12 protein-coding genes, 5 tRNA genes and 2 rRNA genes are annotated in these 18,491 nt (G+C 50.2%); 17 read left to right on the plus strand and 2 right to left on the minus strand.

Features of this window, described 5'->3' with window-relative positions:
* Positions 1-39: 39 nt before the first annotated feature.
* From Dpoa569_RS01045 to rrf, 3 genes are all read left to right on the plus strand, one after another.
* A tRNA-Glu gene (locus Dpoa569_RS01045) sits at positions 40-115 on the plus strand.
* A 193-nt stretch (positions 116-308) separates the two neighbouring features.
* Positions 309-3,302, plus strand: a 23S ribosomal RNA gene (locus Dpoa569_RS01050).
* 137 nt (positions 3,303-3,439) lie between these two features.
* Positions 3,440-3,555 (plus strand): 5S ribosomal RNA (rrf, locus tag Dpoa569_RS01055).
* A 91-nt stretch (positions 3,556-3,646) separates the two neighbouring features.
* On the opposite strand, the gene Dpoa569_RS01060 is transcribed toward rrf, so the two are convergent.
* The gene (locus Dpoa569_RS01060) at positions 3,647-4,855 is read right to left on the minus strand and encodes an IS256 family transposase (protein ID WP_042867812.1); all 1,209 of its coding nucleotides are present in this window, start codon (positions 4,853-4,855) and stop codon (positions 3,647-3,649) included.
* A 252-nt stretch (positions 4,856-5,107) separates the two neighbouring features.
* On the opposite strand from Dpoa569_RS01060, the gene murB reads away from it, so the two are divergent.
* On the plus strand, positions 5,108-6,145 hold the full coding sequence (gene murB, locus Dpoa569_RS01065; RefSeq protein ID WP_042867813.1) for a UDP-N-acetylmuramate dehydrogenase: 1,038 nt from the start codon (positions 5,108-5,110) through the stop codon (positions 6,143-6,145).
* Positions 6,142-7,101, plus strand: a complete 960-nt coding sequence (gene birA, locus Dpoa569_RS01070; protein ID WP_042867815.1) for a bifunctional biotin--[acetyl-CoA-carboxylase] ligase/biotin operon repressor BirA — start codon at positions 6,142-6,144, stop codon at positions 7,099-7,101. The genes murB and birA overlap by 4 nt, the downstream gene beginning before the upstream one ends.
* Positions 7,102-7,131: 30 nt before the next feature.
* Here the strand turns inward: birA and coaA are convergent, their stop codons facing one another.
* Complete coding sequence (gene coaA / locus Dpoa569_RS01075; protein ID WP_042867817.1) at positions 7,132-8,082, minus strand: type I pantothenate kinase; 951 nt, start codon at positions 8,080-8,082, stop codon at positions 7,132-7,134.
* A gap of 493 nt (positions 8,083-8,575) precedes the next feature.
* Here coaA and Dpoa569_RS01080 point away from each other — a divergent pair.
* The 12 genes from Dpoa569_RS01080 (at position 8,576) to rpoB (ending at position 18,387) form a co-directional block, all read left to right on the plus strand.
* A tRNA-Thr gene (locus Dpoa569_RS01080) sits at positions 8,576-8,651 on the plus strand.
* Positions 8,652-8,668: 17 nt separating this feature from the next.
* A tRNA-Tyr gene (locus Dpoa569_RS01085) sits at positions 8,669-8,753 on the plus strand.
* Between the two features lie 132 nt (positions 8,754-8,885).
* Positions 8,886-8,960 (plus strand) — tRNA-Gly (locus tag Dpoa569_RS01090).
* Between the two features lie 10 nt (positions 8,961-8,970).
* Positions 8,971-9,046 (plus strand) — tRNA-Thr (locus Dpoa569_RS01095).
* 106 nt (positions 9,047-9,152) lie between these two features.
* Positions 9,153-10,337: an elongation factor Tu gene (gene tuf, locus Dpoa569_RS01100; RefSeq protein ID WP_019845203.1), complete on the plus strand. Its 1,185-nt coding sequence runs from the start codon at positions 9,153-9,155 to the stop codon at positions 10,335-10,337.
* A 232-nt stretch (positions 10,338-10,569) separates the two neighbouring features.
* Positions 10,570-10,953 (plus strand): preprotein translocase subunit SecE, encoded by a 384-nt coding sequence (gene secE / locus Dpoa569_RS01105; RefSeq protein ID WP_042867819.1) that lies wholly within the window; start codon positions 10,570-10,572, stop codon positions 10,951-10,953.
* Between the two features lies 1 nt (position 10,954).
* Positions 10,955-11,500 (plus strand): transcription termination/antitermination protein NusG, encoded by a 546-nt coding sequence (gene nusG / locus Dpoa569_RS01110; RefSeq protein WP_012882959.1) that lies wholly within the window; start codon positions 10,955-10,957, stop codon positions 11,498-11,500.
* Between the two features lie 149 nt (positions 11,501-11,649).
* Positions 11,650-12,078 carry a 50S ribosomal protein L11 gene (rplK, locus tag Dpoa569_RS01115; protein WP_016943875.1) on the plus strand — a complete coding sequence of 143 codons (429 nt, stop codon included), beginning with the start codon at positions 11,650-11,652 and terminating at the stop codon, positions 12,076-12,078.
* Between the two features lie 3 nt (positions 12,079-12,081).
* Positions 12,082-12,786 carry a 50S ribosomal protein L1 gene (rplA, locus tag Dpoa569_RS01120; RefSeq protein ID WP_016943874.1) on the plus strand — a complete coding sequence of 235 codons (705 nt, stop codon included), beginning with the start codon at positions 12,082-12,084 and terminating at the stop codon, positions 12,784-12,786.
* A gap of 315 nt (positions 12,787-13,101) precedes the next feature.
* Positions 13,102-13,599, plus strand: a complete 498-nt coding sequence (gene rplJ, locus Dpoa569_RS01125; RefSeq protein ID WP_012882962.1) for a 50S ribosomal protein L10 — start codon at positions 13,102-13,104, stop codon at positions 13,597-13,599.
* A 66-nt stretch (positions 13,600-13,665) separates the two neighbouring features.
* A complete protein-coding gene (gene rplL / locus Dpoa569_RS01130) occupies positions 13,666-14,034 on the plus strand; it encodes a 50S ribosomal protein L7/L12 (protein ID WP_016943873.1) in 369 nt (122 codons plus the stop codon).
* 324 nt (positions 14,035-14,358) lie between these two features.
* Positions 14,359-18,387: a DNA-directed RNA polymerase subunit beta gene (gene rpoB / locus Dpoa569_RS01135; protein ID WP_042867824.1), complete on the plus strand. Its 4,029-nt coding sequence runs from the start codon at positions 14,359-14,361 to the stop codon at positions 18,385-18,387.
* Positions 18,388-18,491 lie beyond the last annotated feature (104 nt).

Consider the following 18,491-nt stretch of genomic DNA (forward strand, 5'->3'; position numbering starts at 1 on the left):
AGAAAGAGTCAACAGCGTCTTGCGAAGCTGACAAGTGATGTCCCCTTCGTCTAGAGGCCCAGGACACCGCCCTTTCACGGCGGTAACAGGGGTTCGAATCCCCTAGGGGACGCCAGAATGACGGACAGTGGGTGAAAGGCACGGTCAACGCTAACCTAAAACTGATTAGCAATAGTCAGGTTTATGTTATCTGCTCTTTAACAATCCGGAACAAGCTGAAAAATTGAAACGACGGCATGTGAGTAAGAATTCATGTGTTGTTCGAGTCTCTCAACATACTCATATCCCGAGACACTTTCGGGTTGTGAGGTTAAGCGACTAAGCGTACACGGTGGATGCCTAGGCAGTCAGAGGCGATGAAGGGCGTGCTAATCTGCGAAAAGCGTCGGCAAGGTGATATGAGCCGTTATACCCGACGATACCCGAATGGGGAAACCCAGTGTGACTCGTCACACTATCATTAACTGAATTCATAGGTTAATGAAGCGAACCGGGGGAACTGAAACATCTCAGTACCCCGAGGAAAAGAAATCAACCGAGATTCCCCCAGTAGCGGCGAGCGAACGGGGAGGAGCCCAGAACCTGAATCGGCTTGTGTGTCAGTGGAAGCGTCTGGAAAGTCGCACGATACAGGGTGAGAGTCCCGTACACGAAGGTGCACAGGTCGTGAGTTCGATGAGTAGGGCGGGACACGTGGTATCCTGTCTGAACATGGGGGGACCATCCTCCAAGGCTAAATACTCCTGACTGACCGATAGTGAACCAGTACCGTGAGGGAAAGGCGAAAAGAACCCCGGCGAGGGGAGTGAAAGAGAACCTGAAACCGTGTACGTACAAGCAGTGGGAGCACCTTTAGGGTGTGACTGCGTACCTTTTGTATAATGGGTCAGCGACTTATATTCTGTAGCAAGGTTAACCGCATAGGGGAGCCGCAGGGAAACCGAGTCTTAACTGGGCGTTAAGTTGCAGGGTATAGACCCGAAACCCGGTGATCTAGCCATGGGCAGGTTGAAGGTTGGGTAACACTAACTGGAGGACCGAACCGACTAATGTTGAAAAATTAGCGGATGACTTGTGGCTGGGGGTGAAAGGCCAATCAAACCGGGAGATAGCTGGTTCTCCCCGAAAGCTATTTAGGTAGCGCCTCGTGAAGTCATCTTCGGGGGTAGAGCACTGTTTCGGCTAGGGGGCCATCCCGGCTTACCAACCCGATGCAAACTGCGAATACCGAAGAATGTTATCACGGGAGACACACGGCGGGTGCTAACGTCCGTCGTGAAGAGGGAAACAACCCAGACCGCCAGCTAAGGTCCCCAAGTCATGGTTAAGTGGGAAACGATGTGGGAAGGCCCAGACAGCCAGGATGTTGGCTTAGAAGCAGCCATCATTTAAAGAAAGCGTAATAGCTCACTGGTCGAGTCGGCCTGCGCGGAAGATGTAACGGGGCTAAAACCATGCACCGAAGCTGCGGCAGCGAACGTATCACCCAAGACAACTTTGCGGAGTTGAATGACGATTGACGGAGCGACGCGACGTCAATGCGTCCACAACGTCGAGTTGGCTTAGGGATACGTTCGTTGGGTAGGGGAGCGTTCTGTAAGCCGTTGAAGGTGGACTGTGAGGTCTGCTGGAGGTATCAGAAGTGCGAATGCTGACATAAGTAACGATAATGCGGGTGAAAAACCCGCACGCCGGAAGACCAAGGGTTCCTGTCCAACGTTAATCGGGGCAGGGTGAGTCGACCCCTAAGGCGAGGCTGAAAAGCGTAGTCGATGGGAAACAGGTTAATATTCCTGTACTGGGTGTGACTGCGAAGGGGGGACGGAGAAGGCTATGTCATCCGGGCGACGGTTGTCCCGGTTTAAGCGTGCAGGTGGGTGGACCAGGCAAATCCGGTCTGCTGTGAACACTGAGGCGTGATGACGAGGCACTACGGTGCTGAAGTGACAGATGCCCTGCTTCCAGGAAAAGCCTCTAAGCATCAGGTGACATTCAATCGTACCCCAAACCGACACAGGTGGTCAGGTAGAGAATACTCAGGCGCTTGAGAGAACTCGGGTGAAGGAACTAGGCAAAATGGTGCCGTAACTTCGGGAGAAGGCACGCTCCTGTGGGTGAAGTCCCTTGCGGATGGAGCTGACGGGAGTCGCAGATACCAGCTGGCTGCAACTGTTTAATAAAAACACAGCACTGTGCAAACACGAAAGTGGACGTATACGGTGTGACGCCTGCCCGGTGCCGGAAGGTTAATTGATGGGGTTATCCGTAAGGAGAAGCTCTTGATCGAAGCCCCGGTAAACGGCGGCCGTAACTATAACGGTCCTAAGGTAGCGAAATTCCTTGTCGGGTAAGTTCCGACCTGCACGAATGGCGTAATGATGGCCAGGCTGTCTCCACCCGAGACTCAGTGAAATTGAACTCGCTGTGAAGATGCAGTGTACCCGCGGCAAGACGGAAAGACCCCGTGAACCTTTACTATAGCTTGACACTGAACCTTGAACCTTGATGTGTAGGATAGGTGGGAGGCTGTGAAGTGTGGACGCCAGTCTGCATGGAGCCGACCTTGAAATACCACCCTTTAATGTTTGATGTTCTAACCTGGGCCCGTAATCCGGGCCGGGGACAGTGTCTGGTGGGTAGTTTGACTGGGGCGGTCTCCTCCCAAAGCGTAACGGAGGAGCACGAAGGTTAGCTAATCCTGGTCGGACATCAGGAGGTTAGTGCAAAGGCATAAGCTAGCTTGACTGCGAGAGTGACGGCTCGAGCAGGTGCGAAAGCAGGTCTTAGTGATCCGGTGGTTCTGAATGGAAGGGCCATCGCTCAACGGATAAAAGGTACTCCGGGGATAACAGGCTGATACCGCCCAAGAGTTCATATCGACGGCGGTGTTTGGCACCTCGATGTCGGCTCATCACATCCTGGGGCTGAAGTAGGTCCCAAGGGTATGGCTGTTCGCCATTTAAAGTGGTACGCGAGCTGGGTTTAGAACGTCGTGAGACAGTTCGGTCCCTATCTGCCGTGGGCGTTGGAAGATTGAGGGGGGTTGCTCCTAGTACGAGAGGACCGGAGTGAACGCACCGCTGGTGTTCGGGTTGTCATGCCAATGGCACTGCCCGGTAGCTACGTGCGGAAGAGATAACCGCTGAAAGCATCTAAGCGGGAAACTTGCCCCGAGATGAGTCTTCCCTGGGAACGTGATTCCCCGGAAGGGACGTTCGAGACGAGGACGTTGATAGGCTGGGTGTGTAAGCGTAGTGATACGTTGAGCTAACCAGTACTAATGACCCGAGAGGCTTAACCTTACAACACCGAAGGTGTTTTGGAGAGAGACGGAAAGTCGAGTCAGCTTGTTCGAGGATTGGATGGCGTGGTGTGCGGCAAACAGAGAGCACACGGCGACATAAAGGATGATGACGTTGAAAGACGTTGAAAGAATTTGCCTGGCGGCGAGAGCGCGGTGGTCCCACCTGACCCCATGCCGAACTCAGAAGTGAAACGCCGTAGCGCCGATGGTAGTGTGGGGTCTCCCCATGCGAGAGTAGGGAACTGCCAGGCATCAAATAAGGCGAAAGGCTCAGTCGACAGACTGGGCCTTTTGTTTTTTGTGCTGCGAGGGTGTACGTAATTCTGTGTAATTGCCACCCTATTAAAGGTGAGCGCTCAGGCGATCACCGAACTCGATAATAAAGCGGCTCATCGCCAGCCGCCAGTTCTGGATCGGCATACTCCATTTTTTTGATGCCGACTGTATCGCCAGATAAATCACTTTCCGCACCGAGTCGTCCGTCGGGAACACGTTGCGTTTCTTTATCGCCTGGCGGATAACGCTGTTCAGCGATTCAATGGCATTCGTCGTATAGATGGCTTTACGGATGTCGGGCGGGTAGCCAAAGAATGTATTGAGATTTTCCCAGTGTGTACGCCAGCTTTTACTGATTTGGGGGTATTTTTCATCCCAGACACCTGCGAATGCCTCCAGCGCCATCAGCGCCGCTTGCTCTGTAGGGGCCCGATACACTGCTTTCAATCCGCTGGTAATGTCTTTGTAATCCTTCCACGAGACGTATTTAAGGCTGTTGCGCACCATATGGATAATGCAGAGCTGAATATGGGTCTGCGGATATACGCTGTTTATCGCATCCGGGAAACCTTTCAGGCCGTCTACGCAGGCTATCAGGATGTCCTGAAGTCCCCGGTTCTTCAGTTCGGTCAGTACATTCAGCCAGAACTTCGCCCCTTCGTTTTCGGCCAGCCACATCCCCAGCAGCTCTTTTCGGCCTTCGGTGTTGATACCCAGCGCCAGAAAGACCGACTTGTTTATCACACTGCCGTTGTGTCGGACTTTGACAACAATACAGTCAAGATAAACAATGGGATAAATCGCATCCAGTGGTCGGTTCTGCCCTTCTGCCACCTGCTCTTTAACCGCATCAGTGACTTTGGATATAAGCGTGGGCGAGACATCCGCATCGTACATTTCCCGGAAGGTAGCGACGATTTCGCGTGTCGTCATACCTTTGGCGTACAGGGATAAAATCTGACTGTCCATCTGGGTGATACGTGTCTGATTTTTCTTTATCAGTTGCGGCTCAAAGGTATTTTCGCGGTCACGCGGCGTGCTGAGCTCGATTTCTCCCTCATCGGACAACACCGTTTTTGTCGAGTAACCATTTCGGGTATTGGAGCCTGATTTAGGGGCATTTTTCTCGTATCCGAGATGGTCAGTCAACTCAGCATTGAGTGCTGTTTCGACGGTGAGTTTGGTCAGCATACGAGAAAACTGGTTGAGGTCTGCTTCGGTTTTAAGGCCTTTAGCCAGTTCAGTCGCAAGGGCTTTGAGTTTCTTTTCGTCCATATTTTGCCTGTCTCCGCTGTTGGAGTGAACATATCAAAAACAGGCAATTACACAATTTTAATTACACCCTCTGTGCTGCTCGTACCCCCGGCGGTATGCTGGGACGGGTGCCGGTCGCGCCTGTCTCTCCTTCTCCTGTTTTGCATATGCCCAACAACTCTGGCAATGCTTTTGTTTCCTGGCAAAACATCCCTCAATAATTACTCAGGATAAGTTAGACTATACTTAACCGTTTACTGGGTATTGACCACCATGATAAGTCCCTCCACATCTTTAAAAGCATTTAATTCTTTCTCTTTACTAGCTTCAGCGACAGATATTATTACTATCGCAAGTACAACTGAGTTGTTGTCTGCATGGCAACGTGTTTATCAGAACGGATTACCCGTTTTGATATTGGGAGGAGGAAGTAATGTACTCTTTCTTGAGGATTTTCACGGTGTGGTGCTCATTAATCAGCTAAAAGGGATTGAGGTCAAAGAGACTGAATCTGAGTGGATGCTTCATGTGGGGGCTGGAGAAAACTGGCATCACTTAGTTGAGTATACGCTAGATTGTCATATCGCTGGTCTTGAGAATCTGGCGTTAATTCCGGGGTGTGTTGGGTCTGCACCCATCCAGAATATCGGTGCTTATGGCATGGAGTTGAAGAGCGTATGTGCCTATGTCGATATGCTGAATCTGGAAACGGGTGAAGCAACACGGCTGAGTGCTGAAGAATGCCGATTTAGTTATCGAGACAGTATTTTCAAACATGAGTATCAAAATGGATTTGCTATTATCGCTGTAGGCTTACGTTTATCCAAAGATTGGAAACCCATTTTGGCATATGGTGAGCTTACCAAGCTTGAACCTTCGACAACAACGGCAAGGCAAATATTTGAGGCTGTCTGTCAGATGAGGCGTAGCAAATTACCTGATCCTGCAATCATGGGTAATGCCGGAAGTTTTTTCAAGAATCCGGTTATTCCTGCAGTTATAGCTGATCGTATTTTAGCCAATTATCCGAATGCACCTTATTATCCACAGCCGAATGGTGACGTAAAATTGGCGGCGGGTTGGCTTATTGATCAATGTGGTTTAAAAGGACACCAGATTGGCCAGGCTGCTGTACATGATAAGCAGGCTCTTGTTCTTGTCAATAAAGGCGAAGCGACGGGCCATGATTTGGTTGAACTTGCTCGTTATGTCAGAAACCAGGTCGCAACAAAATTCAATGTTTGGCTTGAGCCGGAAGTGCGTTTTATTGCTGCCCAAGGAGAAGTGAATGCGGTGGAGATTTTATCATGAAAGATTATACTGTCCCGCTCAGGCTAGTCTCTATTCTAGCTGATGGCGAATTCTACTCAGGGGAATATCTCGGTGAGTTAATGGGAATGAGCCGTGCTGCCATTAATAAACATATCCAAACCATTAAAGAATGGGGTCTGGATGTCTTTACGGTAACCGGGAAGGGGTATGCGCTTTCAGCTCCAATTGAATTGCTCAATGCGGATGAAATTCGTTCCAAAATACTAGGCGGTAATATAGCTGTCTTACCCGTTATTGATTCTACCAACCAATATCTGCTGGACCGTCTCGATTCGATATATTCGGGAGATGCCTGTATTGCTGAATATCAACAGGCTGGTCGGGGACGGCGTGGGCGACAATGGTTTTCTCCCTTTGGCAGTAATCTTTATTTATCGCTGTATTGGCGTCTTGAGCAAGGGCCTGCTGCCGCTGTTGGTGTTAGTCTGGTTATTGGCATCATTATGGCGGAAGTCTTGCATCAGCTGGGGGCTGAAGGGGTACGAGTGAAATGGCCAAACGACCTGTATCTGCATGACAGGAAGCTGGCTGGCATTCTTGTTGAATTGAATGGCCGCACGGGAGATGCTGCGCATTTGGTTATCGGTGCTGGTATTAATTTGCGTATGAATTCATCAGGTTCTAGTGTGATCAATCAAGGATGGATTAATTTGCAGGAGGCTGGTATTGATATTAATCGCAATATGCTTGCTGTAAAAATTATTACTGAGTTGCGTACTGCTTTGGTCGTTTATGAACAGCAAGGTCTGTCACCTTTTATTTCTCGCTGGAAAAGTCTGGATAATTTTTATAACCGTACAGTAAAGTTGATTGTCGGTAATCGGGAAATAATTGGTATTGATAAAGGTATTGATAGCCAGGGAGCATTGTTGCTTGAGCAGGATGGTGAAATTCAGTCTTATATTGGTGGCGAGATTTCTTTGCGTGGATGTTAGATAGTATAGGGGATTATTATCCCCTCTGTTTTACTTTCTTAGGCGTACGCACTCGACTGCATGGTTTGCTATTTTTGTCATAATAAGACTCGCCCGCTCACGAGTTGGTAATATATTCTGTTTAAGGTTTAGTCCATTAATCTCTGTCCACAATTGTGTAGCGATATTAACTGCTTCCGCTTCTGTCAGTTTCGCATAATTATGGAAGTAAGAGTTCGGATTGGTAAATGCACCCTGTCGGAATTTTAGGAACCGATTGATATACCAAGTCTTTAGTAGGTCTTCAGGCGCATCTACATAAATGGAAAAATCCACAAAGTCAGATACAAAAACGCGGTGAGGATCGTGAGGATAATCCATTCCGCTTTGTAGTACGTTTAGCCCTTCAAGAATCAGAATGTCTGGTTGCTCTATAACCTTGTTGCAGTCAGGAACAATGTCGTAGATTAAATGCGAATAGGTAGGTGCTATGACTCTGGGGATGCCAGATTTTATCTCAGAAACGAATTTCACCAGACTATGCATGTCATAGGACTGAGGAAATCCTTTTTTCTTCATCAAATTTCTTTGTTGCAATATTTTGTTGGGATGCAGGAAACCATCAGTGGTAATCAGTTCAACCTTGCGATGTTCTGGCCAACGGCTAAGTAATGCTTGTAATACACGCGCAGTTGTACTTTTCCCTACGGCAACACTGCCAGCAATACCAATGATATAAGGAATTTTCTGCGCATTGGTTCCCAGAAATTGCTCCAGTACGGCTTGGCGCCGTAAGTTGGAGCTGATGTAGAAATTCAGTAAACGGGATAAGGGCAGATAAATTTCCGCAACTTCATCCAAAGACAGATCTTCGTTAATGCCTTTGAGCTTAATAATTTCATCTTCAGCCAGGGTCAATGGTACTGAGTCACGCAAGTTTGCCCATTGCTGGCGATTAAACTGAAGATAAGGCGTGACGAAAGATTGCGCTTTATTAGTCATAAATGTGCTTCTGTTTAACGCTACCGGTAGGAAGGAAAACAACCAGATTTCAGTATATAGAACTGAGACCCAGGGGGCTGGACAGGTAACAGCCGCAGCATCCTTTCCTGAATAAGAATTATCGTCCAGTAGGCAGGTTACCACCATGAGGGGCAGAAAAAGAAGCAAAAATCTGTATCAACGTTGACACCTGTGATACGTACATCGGGATAGATAACCGCTGGTGAGTATGCGTTTTACATGATGCAAAGCAAAAGTGCCTTGCAGTTGCGTCGTCATCATTTCCTTAATGCCAACTGAGACAGGTAACTGACAGATGCTTTTCGTTACAGCATTAATCAGCAATCGCTTTATATGACGCTTATTTGCACGAATACTTGGCAGTAATGTGAAACGGCATCCGAATTTGTGCAAAATCTAATCGATAGCGCATTTTGAGCGATTTTTTTGTTGCATAGACTGGCCCCTCTGCCTAGAATGCGCAGCACTTGATGCCGGCTTAGCTCAGTAGGTAGAGCAACTGACTTGTAATCAGTAGGTCGCCAGTTCGATTCCGGCAGCCGGCACCATCAAGTACACACAATTAGGTGGGGTTCCCGAGCGGCCAAAGGGAGCAGACTGTAAATCTGCCGTCACAGACTTCGAAGGTTCGAATCCTTCCCCCACCACCAAATTTAATCCTGGCAACAGGATGCAATCGATGCGGTTGCAACACTAAAGCCGAATCGAAAAAGCAAGGTATCAATAAAATTGTGCCTTGCTTTAATGTTCTACAGAGAAATCAGGTAGCCGAGTTCCAGGATGCGGGCATCGTATAATGGCTATTACCTCAGCCTTCCAAGCTGATGATGTGGGTTCGATTCCCACTGCCCGCTCCAATTTAGATGTGCTGATATAGCTCAGTTGGTAGAGCGCACCCTTGGTAAGGGTGAGGTCGGCAGTTCGAATCTGCCTATCAGCACCACTTCTTTATTTTCCTCCTGATTTTCTTTCTGTTAAAAATTCAGCAAGTAATTGCTTGGTTGATGTGGTGATACCACCGATTTATCCGTGTCTTAGAGGGACAATCGATGTCTAAAGAAAAATTTGAACGTACAAAACCGCACGTTAACGTCGGTACTATCGGCCACGTTGACCATGGTAAAACAACGCTGACCGCCGCCATCACTACCGTTCTGGCAAAAACCTACGGTGGTCAGGCTCGTGCATTCGACCAGATCGACAACGCGCCGGAAGAAAAAGCGCGTGGTATCACCATCAACACCTCTCACGTTGAATACGATACCCCGACCCGTCACTACGCGCACGTTGACTGCCCAGGGCACGCCGACTACGTGAAAAACATGATCACCGGTGCTGCCCAGATGGACGGCGCGATCCTGGTAGTTGCAGCGACTGACGGCCCGATGCCGCAGACCCGTGAGCACATCCTGCTGGGTCGTCAGGTAGGCGTTCCGTACATCATCGTGTTCCTGAACAAATGCGACATGGTTGATGACGAAGAGCTGCTGGAACTGGTTGAGATGGAAGTGCGTGAGCTGCTGTCTCAGTACGACTTCCCGGGCGATGACACGCCGGTAATCCGCGGTTCTGCGCTGAAAGCGCTGGAAGGCGATGCCGAGTGGGAAGCGAAAATCATCGAACTGGCTGAAGCGCTGGACAGCTACATTCCGGAACCGGAGCGTGCGATTGACAAGCCGTTCCTGCTGCCGATCGAAGACGTATTCTCCATCTCTGGCCGTGGTACTGTAGTAACCGGTCGTGTAGAGCGCGGCATCATCAAAGTGGGTGAAGAAGTGGAAATCGTGGGTATCAAAGACACCGCGAAAACCACCTGCACCGGCGTTGAAATGTTCCGTAAACTGCTGGACGAAGGCCGTGCGGGCGAGAACGTGGGTGTTCTGCTGCGTGGTACCAAACGTGATGAAGTAGAGCGTGGTCAGGTACTGGCTAAACCGGGCTCAATCAAGCCGCATACTCAGTTCGAATCTGAAGTGTACATTCTGAGCAAAGATGAAGGTGGCCGTCACACGCCGTTCTTCAAAGGCTACCGTCCGCAGTTCTATTTCCGTACTACTGACGTGACTGGCACCATCGAACTGCCGGAAGGCGTTGAAATGGTTATGCCTGGCGACAATATCAAGATGGTTGTAAACCTGATTGCTCCGATCGCGATGGACGACGGTCTGCGTTTCGCTATCCGTGAAGGTGGCCGTACTGTAGGCGCCGGCGTGGTTGCTAAAGTTATCGCTTAATTGCTGATAAAATTTGACGCAACATGCGGTAAAAGGGCATCATTTGATGCCCTTTTTCTACGCTGTCGTCGTAGAACCTATCTCATCAGCGATTGTGCGGTATAATCATTGGTGAGATAGGCTCTGTGTAAGCGGTGTGAGTCCCGGATTGATCTCTTTGAGTACTTTCCGGTCTGGTTTGCCCTTACGGCAGGGCAAAATTATTTGTCTGAATCTAGTGACAGGTTGGTTTATGAGTGCGAATACCGAAGCTCAGGAGAGCGGGCGTGGTCTTGAGGCGCTGAAATGGCTGGTTGTTGCAGTATTACTTATTGCGGCAATTGTAGGTAATTATTACTACCGCGAATTCAGTTTGCCGCTGCGTGCGTTGGCTGTAGTTGTTTTGATTGCTGCTGCAGGCGGCGTGGCATTGCTGACGACGAAAGGCAAAGCAACGGTTTTGTTTGCGCGTGAGGCTCGCACCGAAGTTCGCAAGGTAATCTGGCCGACCCGGCAGGAAACATTACATACCACTCTGATTGTTGCTGCGGTAACTGCTATTATGTCGCTGATTCTGTGGGGACTGGATGGCATTCTGGTGCGTCTGGTATCGTTCATTACTGGCCTGAGGTTCTAAAATGTCTGAAGCTCCAAAGAAACGTTGGTACGTCGTTCAGGCGTTTTCTGGCTTTGAAGGTCGTGTAGCGCAGTCTCTGCGTGAACATATCAAACTCCATAGCATGGAAGACCACTTTGGTGAGGTGATGGTGCCGACCGAAGAGGTGGTTGAAATTCGTGGCGGCCAGCGTCGTAAAAGCGAACGTAAATTCTTCCCAGGCTATGTGCTGGTACAGATGGTGATGGATGATGCCAGCTGGCATTTGGTCCGCAGCGTACCGCGTGTCATGGGATTCATCGGGGGAACCTCTGACCGCCCAGCACCGATCAGCGATAAAGAAGTCGACGCTATCATGAATCGTCTGCAACAGGTGGGCGACAAGCCACGGCCTAAGACCCTGTTTGAACCGGGCGAAATGGTACGTGTTAACGATGGCCCGTTTGCTGATTTCAACGGTGTGGTGGAAGAAGTCGATTACGAAAAAAGCCGCCTGAAGGTATCTGTATCTATCTTTGGTCGAGCAACCCCTGTTGAGCTGGATTTCAGCCAGGTGGAAAAAGGCTAATTATTGCCTGAATTCGATACTTGTATCCGGCGCGAAATTGACCTACAATTTCGCGCCTTTGTTTTATGCGTCATTAAGACGTGTAACATGTTTATAAAACGCGGGGAGCTTCTTTGTGAAGCGCTATTACCCATTAGAGGAAAAGCTAAATGGCCAAGAAAGTACAAGCCTATGTCAAGCTGCAGGTTGCAGCTGGTATGGCTAACCCGAGCCCGCCAGTCGGTCCTGCTCTGGGTCAGCAGGGTGTTAATATCATGGAATTCTGTAAGGCATTCAACGCCAAGACAGAGAGCCTGGAAAAAGGTTTGCCGATTCCGGTTGTTATCACTGTTTACGCCGACCGTTCTTTCACTTTTGTTACCAAAACCCCGCCGGCATCTGTACTGCTGAAAAAAGCAGCTGGCATCAAGTCTGGTTCCGGTAAGCCGAACAAAGACAAAGTGGGTAAAGTGACCCGTGCTCAGGTTCTGGAAATTGCCCAGACCAAAGCAGCGGACATGACGGGTGCCAGCGTGGAAGCCATGGCGCGTTCCATCGAAGGTACTGCTCGTTCCATGGGCCTGGTAGTGGAGGACTAAGAAATGGCTAAGCTGACCAAGCGCATGCGCGTGATCCGTGAAAAAGTTGATGTAACTAAACAGTATGACATCAACGAAGCCGTTGCCCTGCTCAAAGAGCTGGCCACTGCTAAATTTGTTGAAAGTGTTGATGTTGCCGTAAACCTGGGCATCGATGCACGTAAATCTGACCAGAACGTTCGTGGTGCAACAGTACTGCCGCACGGTACTGGCCGTACTGTTCGCGTTGCCGTATTTACCCAAGGTGCTAACGCTGAAGCAGCAAAAGCTGCTGGCGCAGACCTGGTTGGTATGGACGACCTGGCTGATCAGATCAAGAAAGGCGAGATGAACTTCGACGTTGTTATTGCTTCTCCAGATGCAATGCGCGTTGTTGGTCAACTGGGCCAGATCCTGGGGCCGCGTGGCCTGATGCCGAACCCGAAAGTGGGTACCGTAACACCGAACGTTGCTGAAGCAGTGAAAAACGCTAAAGCAGGTCAGGTTCGTTACCGTAACGACAAGAACGGTATCATCCATACCACCATCGGTAAGGTTGATTTCGACGCTGACAAACTGAAAGAAAACCTGGAATCTCTGCTGATTGCGCTGAAAAAAGCGAAACCGGCTCAGGCTAAAGGCGTGTACATCAAGAAAGTTAGCATCTCCACCACCATGGGTGCTGGTGTTGCCATCGATCAGAGCGGTCTGAACGCAGTCGCTAACTGATAGCTTTTGTTCCTCTTTACCCGGGCGAGGGATTTCTTTATAATCTTACGCCCGTTGTTCTGTAAATGAACAAGAGACGATTTTTTCGGTTGGAGCCTGGCCTATCCAGGCCTCCGTCCAAGACCGCAGGTGTTTCGTTAGAGACTTAATTTTCCTGCGTAGACGGTGACAGAGCCTAAAGAACATTTTTATTCTTTTTTAAAGAATAGTCCTGCTGGATTCTGCTCACCGTGTTTTAACGCCTGTCTACTAAGTTGGTGGCGGGTGAAGTGAGTTCCGGAAATATTTTCCGGCTAAATCCAGGAGCAAAAGCTAATGGCATTAAATCTTCAAGACAAACAAGCGATTGTTGCTGAAGTCAGCGAAGTTGCCAAAGGCGCGCTGTCTGCGGTAGTTGCGGATTCCCGCGGCGTTACCGTAGATAAAATGACTGAACTGCGTAAAGCAGGTCGTGAAGCTGGCGTATACATGCGTGTTGTTCGTAACACCCTGCTGCGCCGCGTCGTTGAAGGCACTCAGTTTGAATGCCTGAAAGACACGTTTGTTGGTCCGACCCTGATTGCATACTCTATGGAACATCCGGGCGCAGCTGCTCGTCTGTTCAAAGAGTTCGCGAAAGCGAATGCAAAATTTGAGGTCAAAGCGGCAGCCTTTGAAGGTGAGTTGATTCCGGCGGCTCAAATTGACCGTCTGGCTACTCTGCCGACTTACGAAGAAGCAATTGCACGCCTGATGGCGACCATGAAAGAAGCCTCTGCAGGCAAACTGGTCCGCACTCTGGCTGCTGTTCGCGATCAGAAAGAAGCCGCGTAATCGCGCTTTTCCTGTTATCGCATTTGCTAACGTATAAACTTTTTCTGATTGTTAGGAACAATTGTTATGTCTATCACTAAAGATCAAATCATTGAAGCAGTAGCCGCTATGTCTGTAATGGACGTTGTTGAGCTGATCTCTGCAATGGAAGAAAAATTCGGCGTTTCTGCTGCTGCCGCTGTTGCTGTAGCTGCTTCTGGCCCGGCTGAAGCTGCTGAAGAGAAAACTGAGTTCGACGTTATCCTGAAAGCTGTTGGCGCTAACAAAGTTGCTGTTATCAAAGCAGTACGTGGCGCAACTGGCCTGGGTCTGAAAGAAGCGAAAGACCTGGTTGAATCTGCTCCGGCTGCCCTGAAAGAAGGCGTGAGCAAAGATGACGCTGAAGCTCTGAAAAAATCTCTGGAAGAAGCTGGCGCTGAAGTTGAAGTTAAATAAGCCAACCCTTCCGGTTGCAGCCTGAGTCATCAGGCTGATGGCTGGTGACTTTTTGGTCACCAGCCTTTTTGCGCTGTAGGGTGCCGGTAGCGTTTCACACTGTTTGACTACCGGTTTCCCATCAATGCTTGTTTCTATCGACGACTTAATATACTGCGCCAGAGCAGTCTGTTCTGTGTAAAGCGCAATGAAATGGTTTAAGAGTGATAGAAACAGGTATTGCGGAATGTGTTCCATATTCCGATCGACATAAATGGTGTTGCATGAACCGTCCTTATCAGGGCGGACAAAGTGGGTCGACTTGTCAGCGAGCTGAGGAACCCTATGGTTTACTCCTATACCGAGAAAAAACGTATTCGTAAGGATTTTGGGAAACGTCCACAAGTTCTGGATATCCCATATCTCCTTTCTATCCAGCTTGACTCGTTCCAGAAGTTCATCGAGCAAGATCCGGAAGGTCAGTATGGTCTGGAAGCTGCATTCCGTTCCGTATTCCCTATCTCAAGTTACAGCGGCAGCTCTGAACTGCAATATGTCAGCTACCGTCTGGGTGAGCCGGTTTTTGACGTTCAGGAATGTCAAATCCGTGGCGTTACCTACTCCGCGCCGCTGCGCGTAAAACTGCGTCTGGTGATCTACGAGCGCGAAGCGCCGGAAGGCACCGTTAAAGACATCAAAGAACAAGAAGTGTACATGGGCGAAATCCCGCTCATGACCGACAACGGTACCTTTGTTATCAATGGTACTGAGCGCGTTATCGTTTCTCAGTTACATCGTAGTCCTGGCGTCTTCTTTGACAGCGATAAGGGTAAAACCCATTCTTCCGGTAAGGTGCTGTATAACGCACGTATTATTCCTTACCGTGGTTCCTGGCTGGACTTTGAATTCGACCCGAAAGACAACCTGTTTGTCCGTATCGACCGTCGCCGTAAACTGCCGGCTACCATCATTCTGCGCGCATTGAATTACTCCACCGAAGAAATTCTGGACCTGTTCTTCGATAAAGTGGTGTATGAAATCCACAACAACAAGTTGCAGATGGAACTGGTGCCGGAACGTCTGCGTGGCGAAACCGCCTCGTTCGACATCGAAGCTGACGGTAAAGTCTACGTTGAGAAAGGCCGCCGTATCACCGCGCGCCATATCCGTCAGTTGGAAAAAGACGGTATCGAACGTATCGAAGTACCGGTTGAATACATCGCAGGCAAAGTGCTGGCGAAAGACTATGTGGATGAAAGCACCGGTGAAGTGATCGCGATGGCGAACATGGAGCTGTCGCTGGATCTGCTGGCTAAACTGAGTCAGTCCGGCCACAAGCGTATTGAAACGCTGTTCACCAACGATCTGGATCACGGCCCGTACATGTCCGAGACCGTGCGTGTTGACCCAACCAATGATCGCCTGAGCGCGCTGGTTGAGATCTACCGCATGATGCGTCCTGGTGAGCCGCCGACACGTGAAGCTGCCGAAACGCTGTTCGAAAATCTGTTCTTCTCTGAAGATCGCTATGATCTGTCAGCGGTTGGCCGCATGAAGTTCAACCGCTCTTTGCTGCGTGAGGAAATCGAAGGTTCCGGTATCCTGAGCAAAGAAGACATTATCGATGTGATGAAAAAGCTCATCGATATTCGTAACGGTAAAGGCGAAGTCGACGATATCGACCATCTGGGCAACCGTCGTATCCGTTCTGTCGGTGAAATGGCGGAAAACCAATTCCGCGTTGGTCTGGTGCGTGTTGAGCGTGCGGTGAAAGAGCGTCTGTCCTTGGGCGACCTGGATACGCTGATGCCGCAGGACATGATCAATGCCAAACCGATTTCTGCAGCGGTGAAAGAGTTCTTCGGTTCCAGCCAGCTGTCCCAGTTTATGGACCAGAACAACCCGTTGTCTGAGATTACGCATAAACGCCGTATCTCCGCTCTCGGCCCTGGCGGTTTGACCCGTGAACGTGCTGGCTTCGAAGTGCGTGACGTACACCCGACTCACTACGGTCGTGTATGTCCTATCGAAACGCCGGAGGGTCCGAACATCGGTCTTATCAACTCGCTGTCCGTGTATGCACAGACTAACGAGTATGGTTTCCTGGAAACCCCGTACCGCCGTGTACGCGATGGCGTGGTCACTGACGAAATTCATTACCTGTCGGCGATCGAAGAAGGCAACTACGTTATTGCTCAGGCGAACACCAACCTGGATGACGAAGGCCACTTCATCGATGAACTGGTTACCTGCCGTAGCAAAGGCGAATCCAGCTTGTTCAGCCGTGATCAGGTTGACTACATGGACGTTTCCACCCAACAGGTGGTCTCCGTGGGTGCTTCACTGATCCCGTTCCTGGAACACGATGACGCCAACCGCGCCCTGATGGGTGCGAACATGCAACGTCAGGCGGTTCCGACCCTGCGTGCTGACAAGCCGCTGGTTGGTACCGGTATGGAACGTGCTGTTGCCGTTGACTCCGGTGTAACTGCGGTTGCTAAACGCGGTGGTACCGTGCAGTACGTCGATGCTTCTCGTATCGTTATCAAAGTTAACGAAGAAGAGATGTATCCGGGCGAAGCAGGTATCGATATCTACAACCTGACCAAATACACCCGTTCCAACCAGAACACCTGTATCAACCAGATGCCATGTGTGTCACTGGGTGAGCCGGTTGAACGTGGCGACGTGTTGGCTGATGGCCCGTCTACCGACCTCGGTGAACTGGCGCTGGGTCAGAACATGCGCGTAGCGTTCATGCCGTGGAACGGTTACAACTTCGAAGACTCCATCCTCGTTTCCGAGCGTGTAGTACAGGAAGACCGTTTTACCACTATCCACATCCAGGAACTGGCGTGTGTGTCCCGTGACACCAAGCTGGGGCCAGAAGAGATCACGGCTGATATCCCGAACGTGGGTGAAGCGGCGCTCTCCAAGCTGGATGAATCCGGTATCGTTTACATCGGTGCGGAAGTCACCGGCGGCGATATCCTGGTCGGTAAAGTGACGCCGAAAGGCGAAACGCAGCTGACGCCGGAAGAGAAACTGTTGCGTGCGATCTTCGGTGAGAAGGCGTCTGACGTGAAAGACTCTTCTCTGCGTGTGCCGAACGGCGTTTCCGGTACGGTTATCGACGTACAAGTCTTTACCCGCGATGGCGTGGAAAAAGACAAACGTGCGCTGGAAATCGAAGAAATGCAGCTCAAGCAGGCCAAGAAAGACCTGACTGAAGAACTGCAGATTCTGGAAGCCGGTCTGTTTGCCCGTATCCATGATGTGCTGGTTGCCGGTGGCGTTGAAGCCGACAAACTGGACAAGCTGCCGCGCGAGCGTTGGCTGGAACTGGGTCTGACCGACGAAGAGAAGCAGAATCAGTTGGAGCAGTTGGCTGAGCAGTACGACGAGCTGAAACACGAATTCGAGAAGAAACTCGAAGCCAAACGTCGCAAAATCACCCAGGGTGATGATCTGGCGCCGGGCGTGCTGAAGATCGTTAAGGTGTATCTGGCGGTTAAACGTCAGATCCAGCCGGGTGACAAGATGGCAGGTCGTCACGGTAACAAGGGTGTTATCTCCAAGATCAACCCGATCGAAGATATGCCTTATGACGAAAACGGCACGCCGGTCGATATCGTACTGAACCCGCTGGGCGTACCGTCGCGTATGAACATCGGTCAGATTCTGGAAACCCACCTGGGTATGGCGGCTAAAGGCATCGGCGACAAAATCAACGCCATGCTCAAGCAGCATCAGGAAGTCGCTAAGCTGCGTGAATTCATCCAGCGCGCTTATGACCTGGGCAACGATGTACGTCAGAAAGTAGACCTGAACAGCTTCAGCGATGAAGAAGTGCTGCGTCTGGCGGAAAACCTGAAGAAAGGTATGCCGATCGCCACGCCGGTGTTCGACGGTGCCAAGGAAAACGAGATCAAAGAGTTGCTGAAACTTGGCGATCTGCCGACTTCCGGTCAGATTACGTTGTTCGATGGCCGTACTGGCGAGAAATTCGAGCGTCCGGTTACCGTGGGCTACATGTACATGCTGAAACTGAACCACCTGGTGGACGACAAGATGCATGCCCGTTCTACCGGTTCTTACAGCCTGGTTACCCAGCAGCCGTTGGGTGGTAAGGCGCAGTTCGGTGGTCAGCGCTTCGGTGAGATGGAAGTGTGGGCGCTGGAAGCTTACGGCGCAGCCTATACCCTGCAGGAAATGCTGACGGTGAAATCCGATGACGTGAATGGCCGTACCAAGATGTACAAAAACATCGTGGATGGCGATCACCGGATGGAACCGGGTATGCCGGAATCCTTCAACGTACTGTTGAAAGAAATCCGCTCCCTGGGTATCAACATCGAGCTGGAAGAAGAGTAATCCCAGCACGATAACGCTGCGAGCATTCGTTACAGGGGTACCTGAACTGTGTTGTTAAAAGCAGGGTTCAGGTGCCTGACAGGTCTAACTCCGACAGGAGCCAA

The organism is Dickeya poaceiphila (assembly GCF_007858975.2).
GTDB lineage: Bacteria > Pseudomonadota > Gammaproteobacteria > Enterobacterales > Enterobacteriaceae > Dickeya > Dickeya poaceiphila.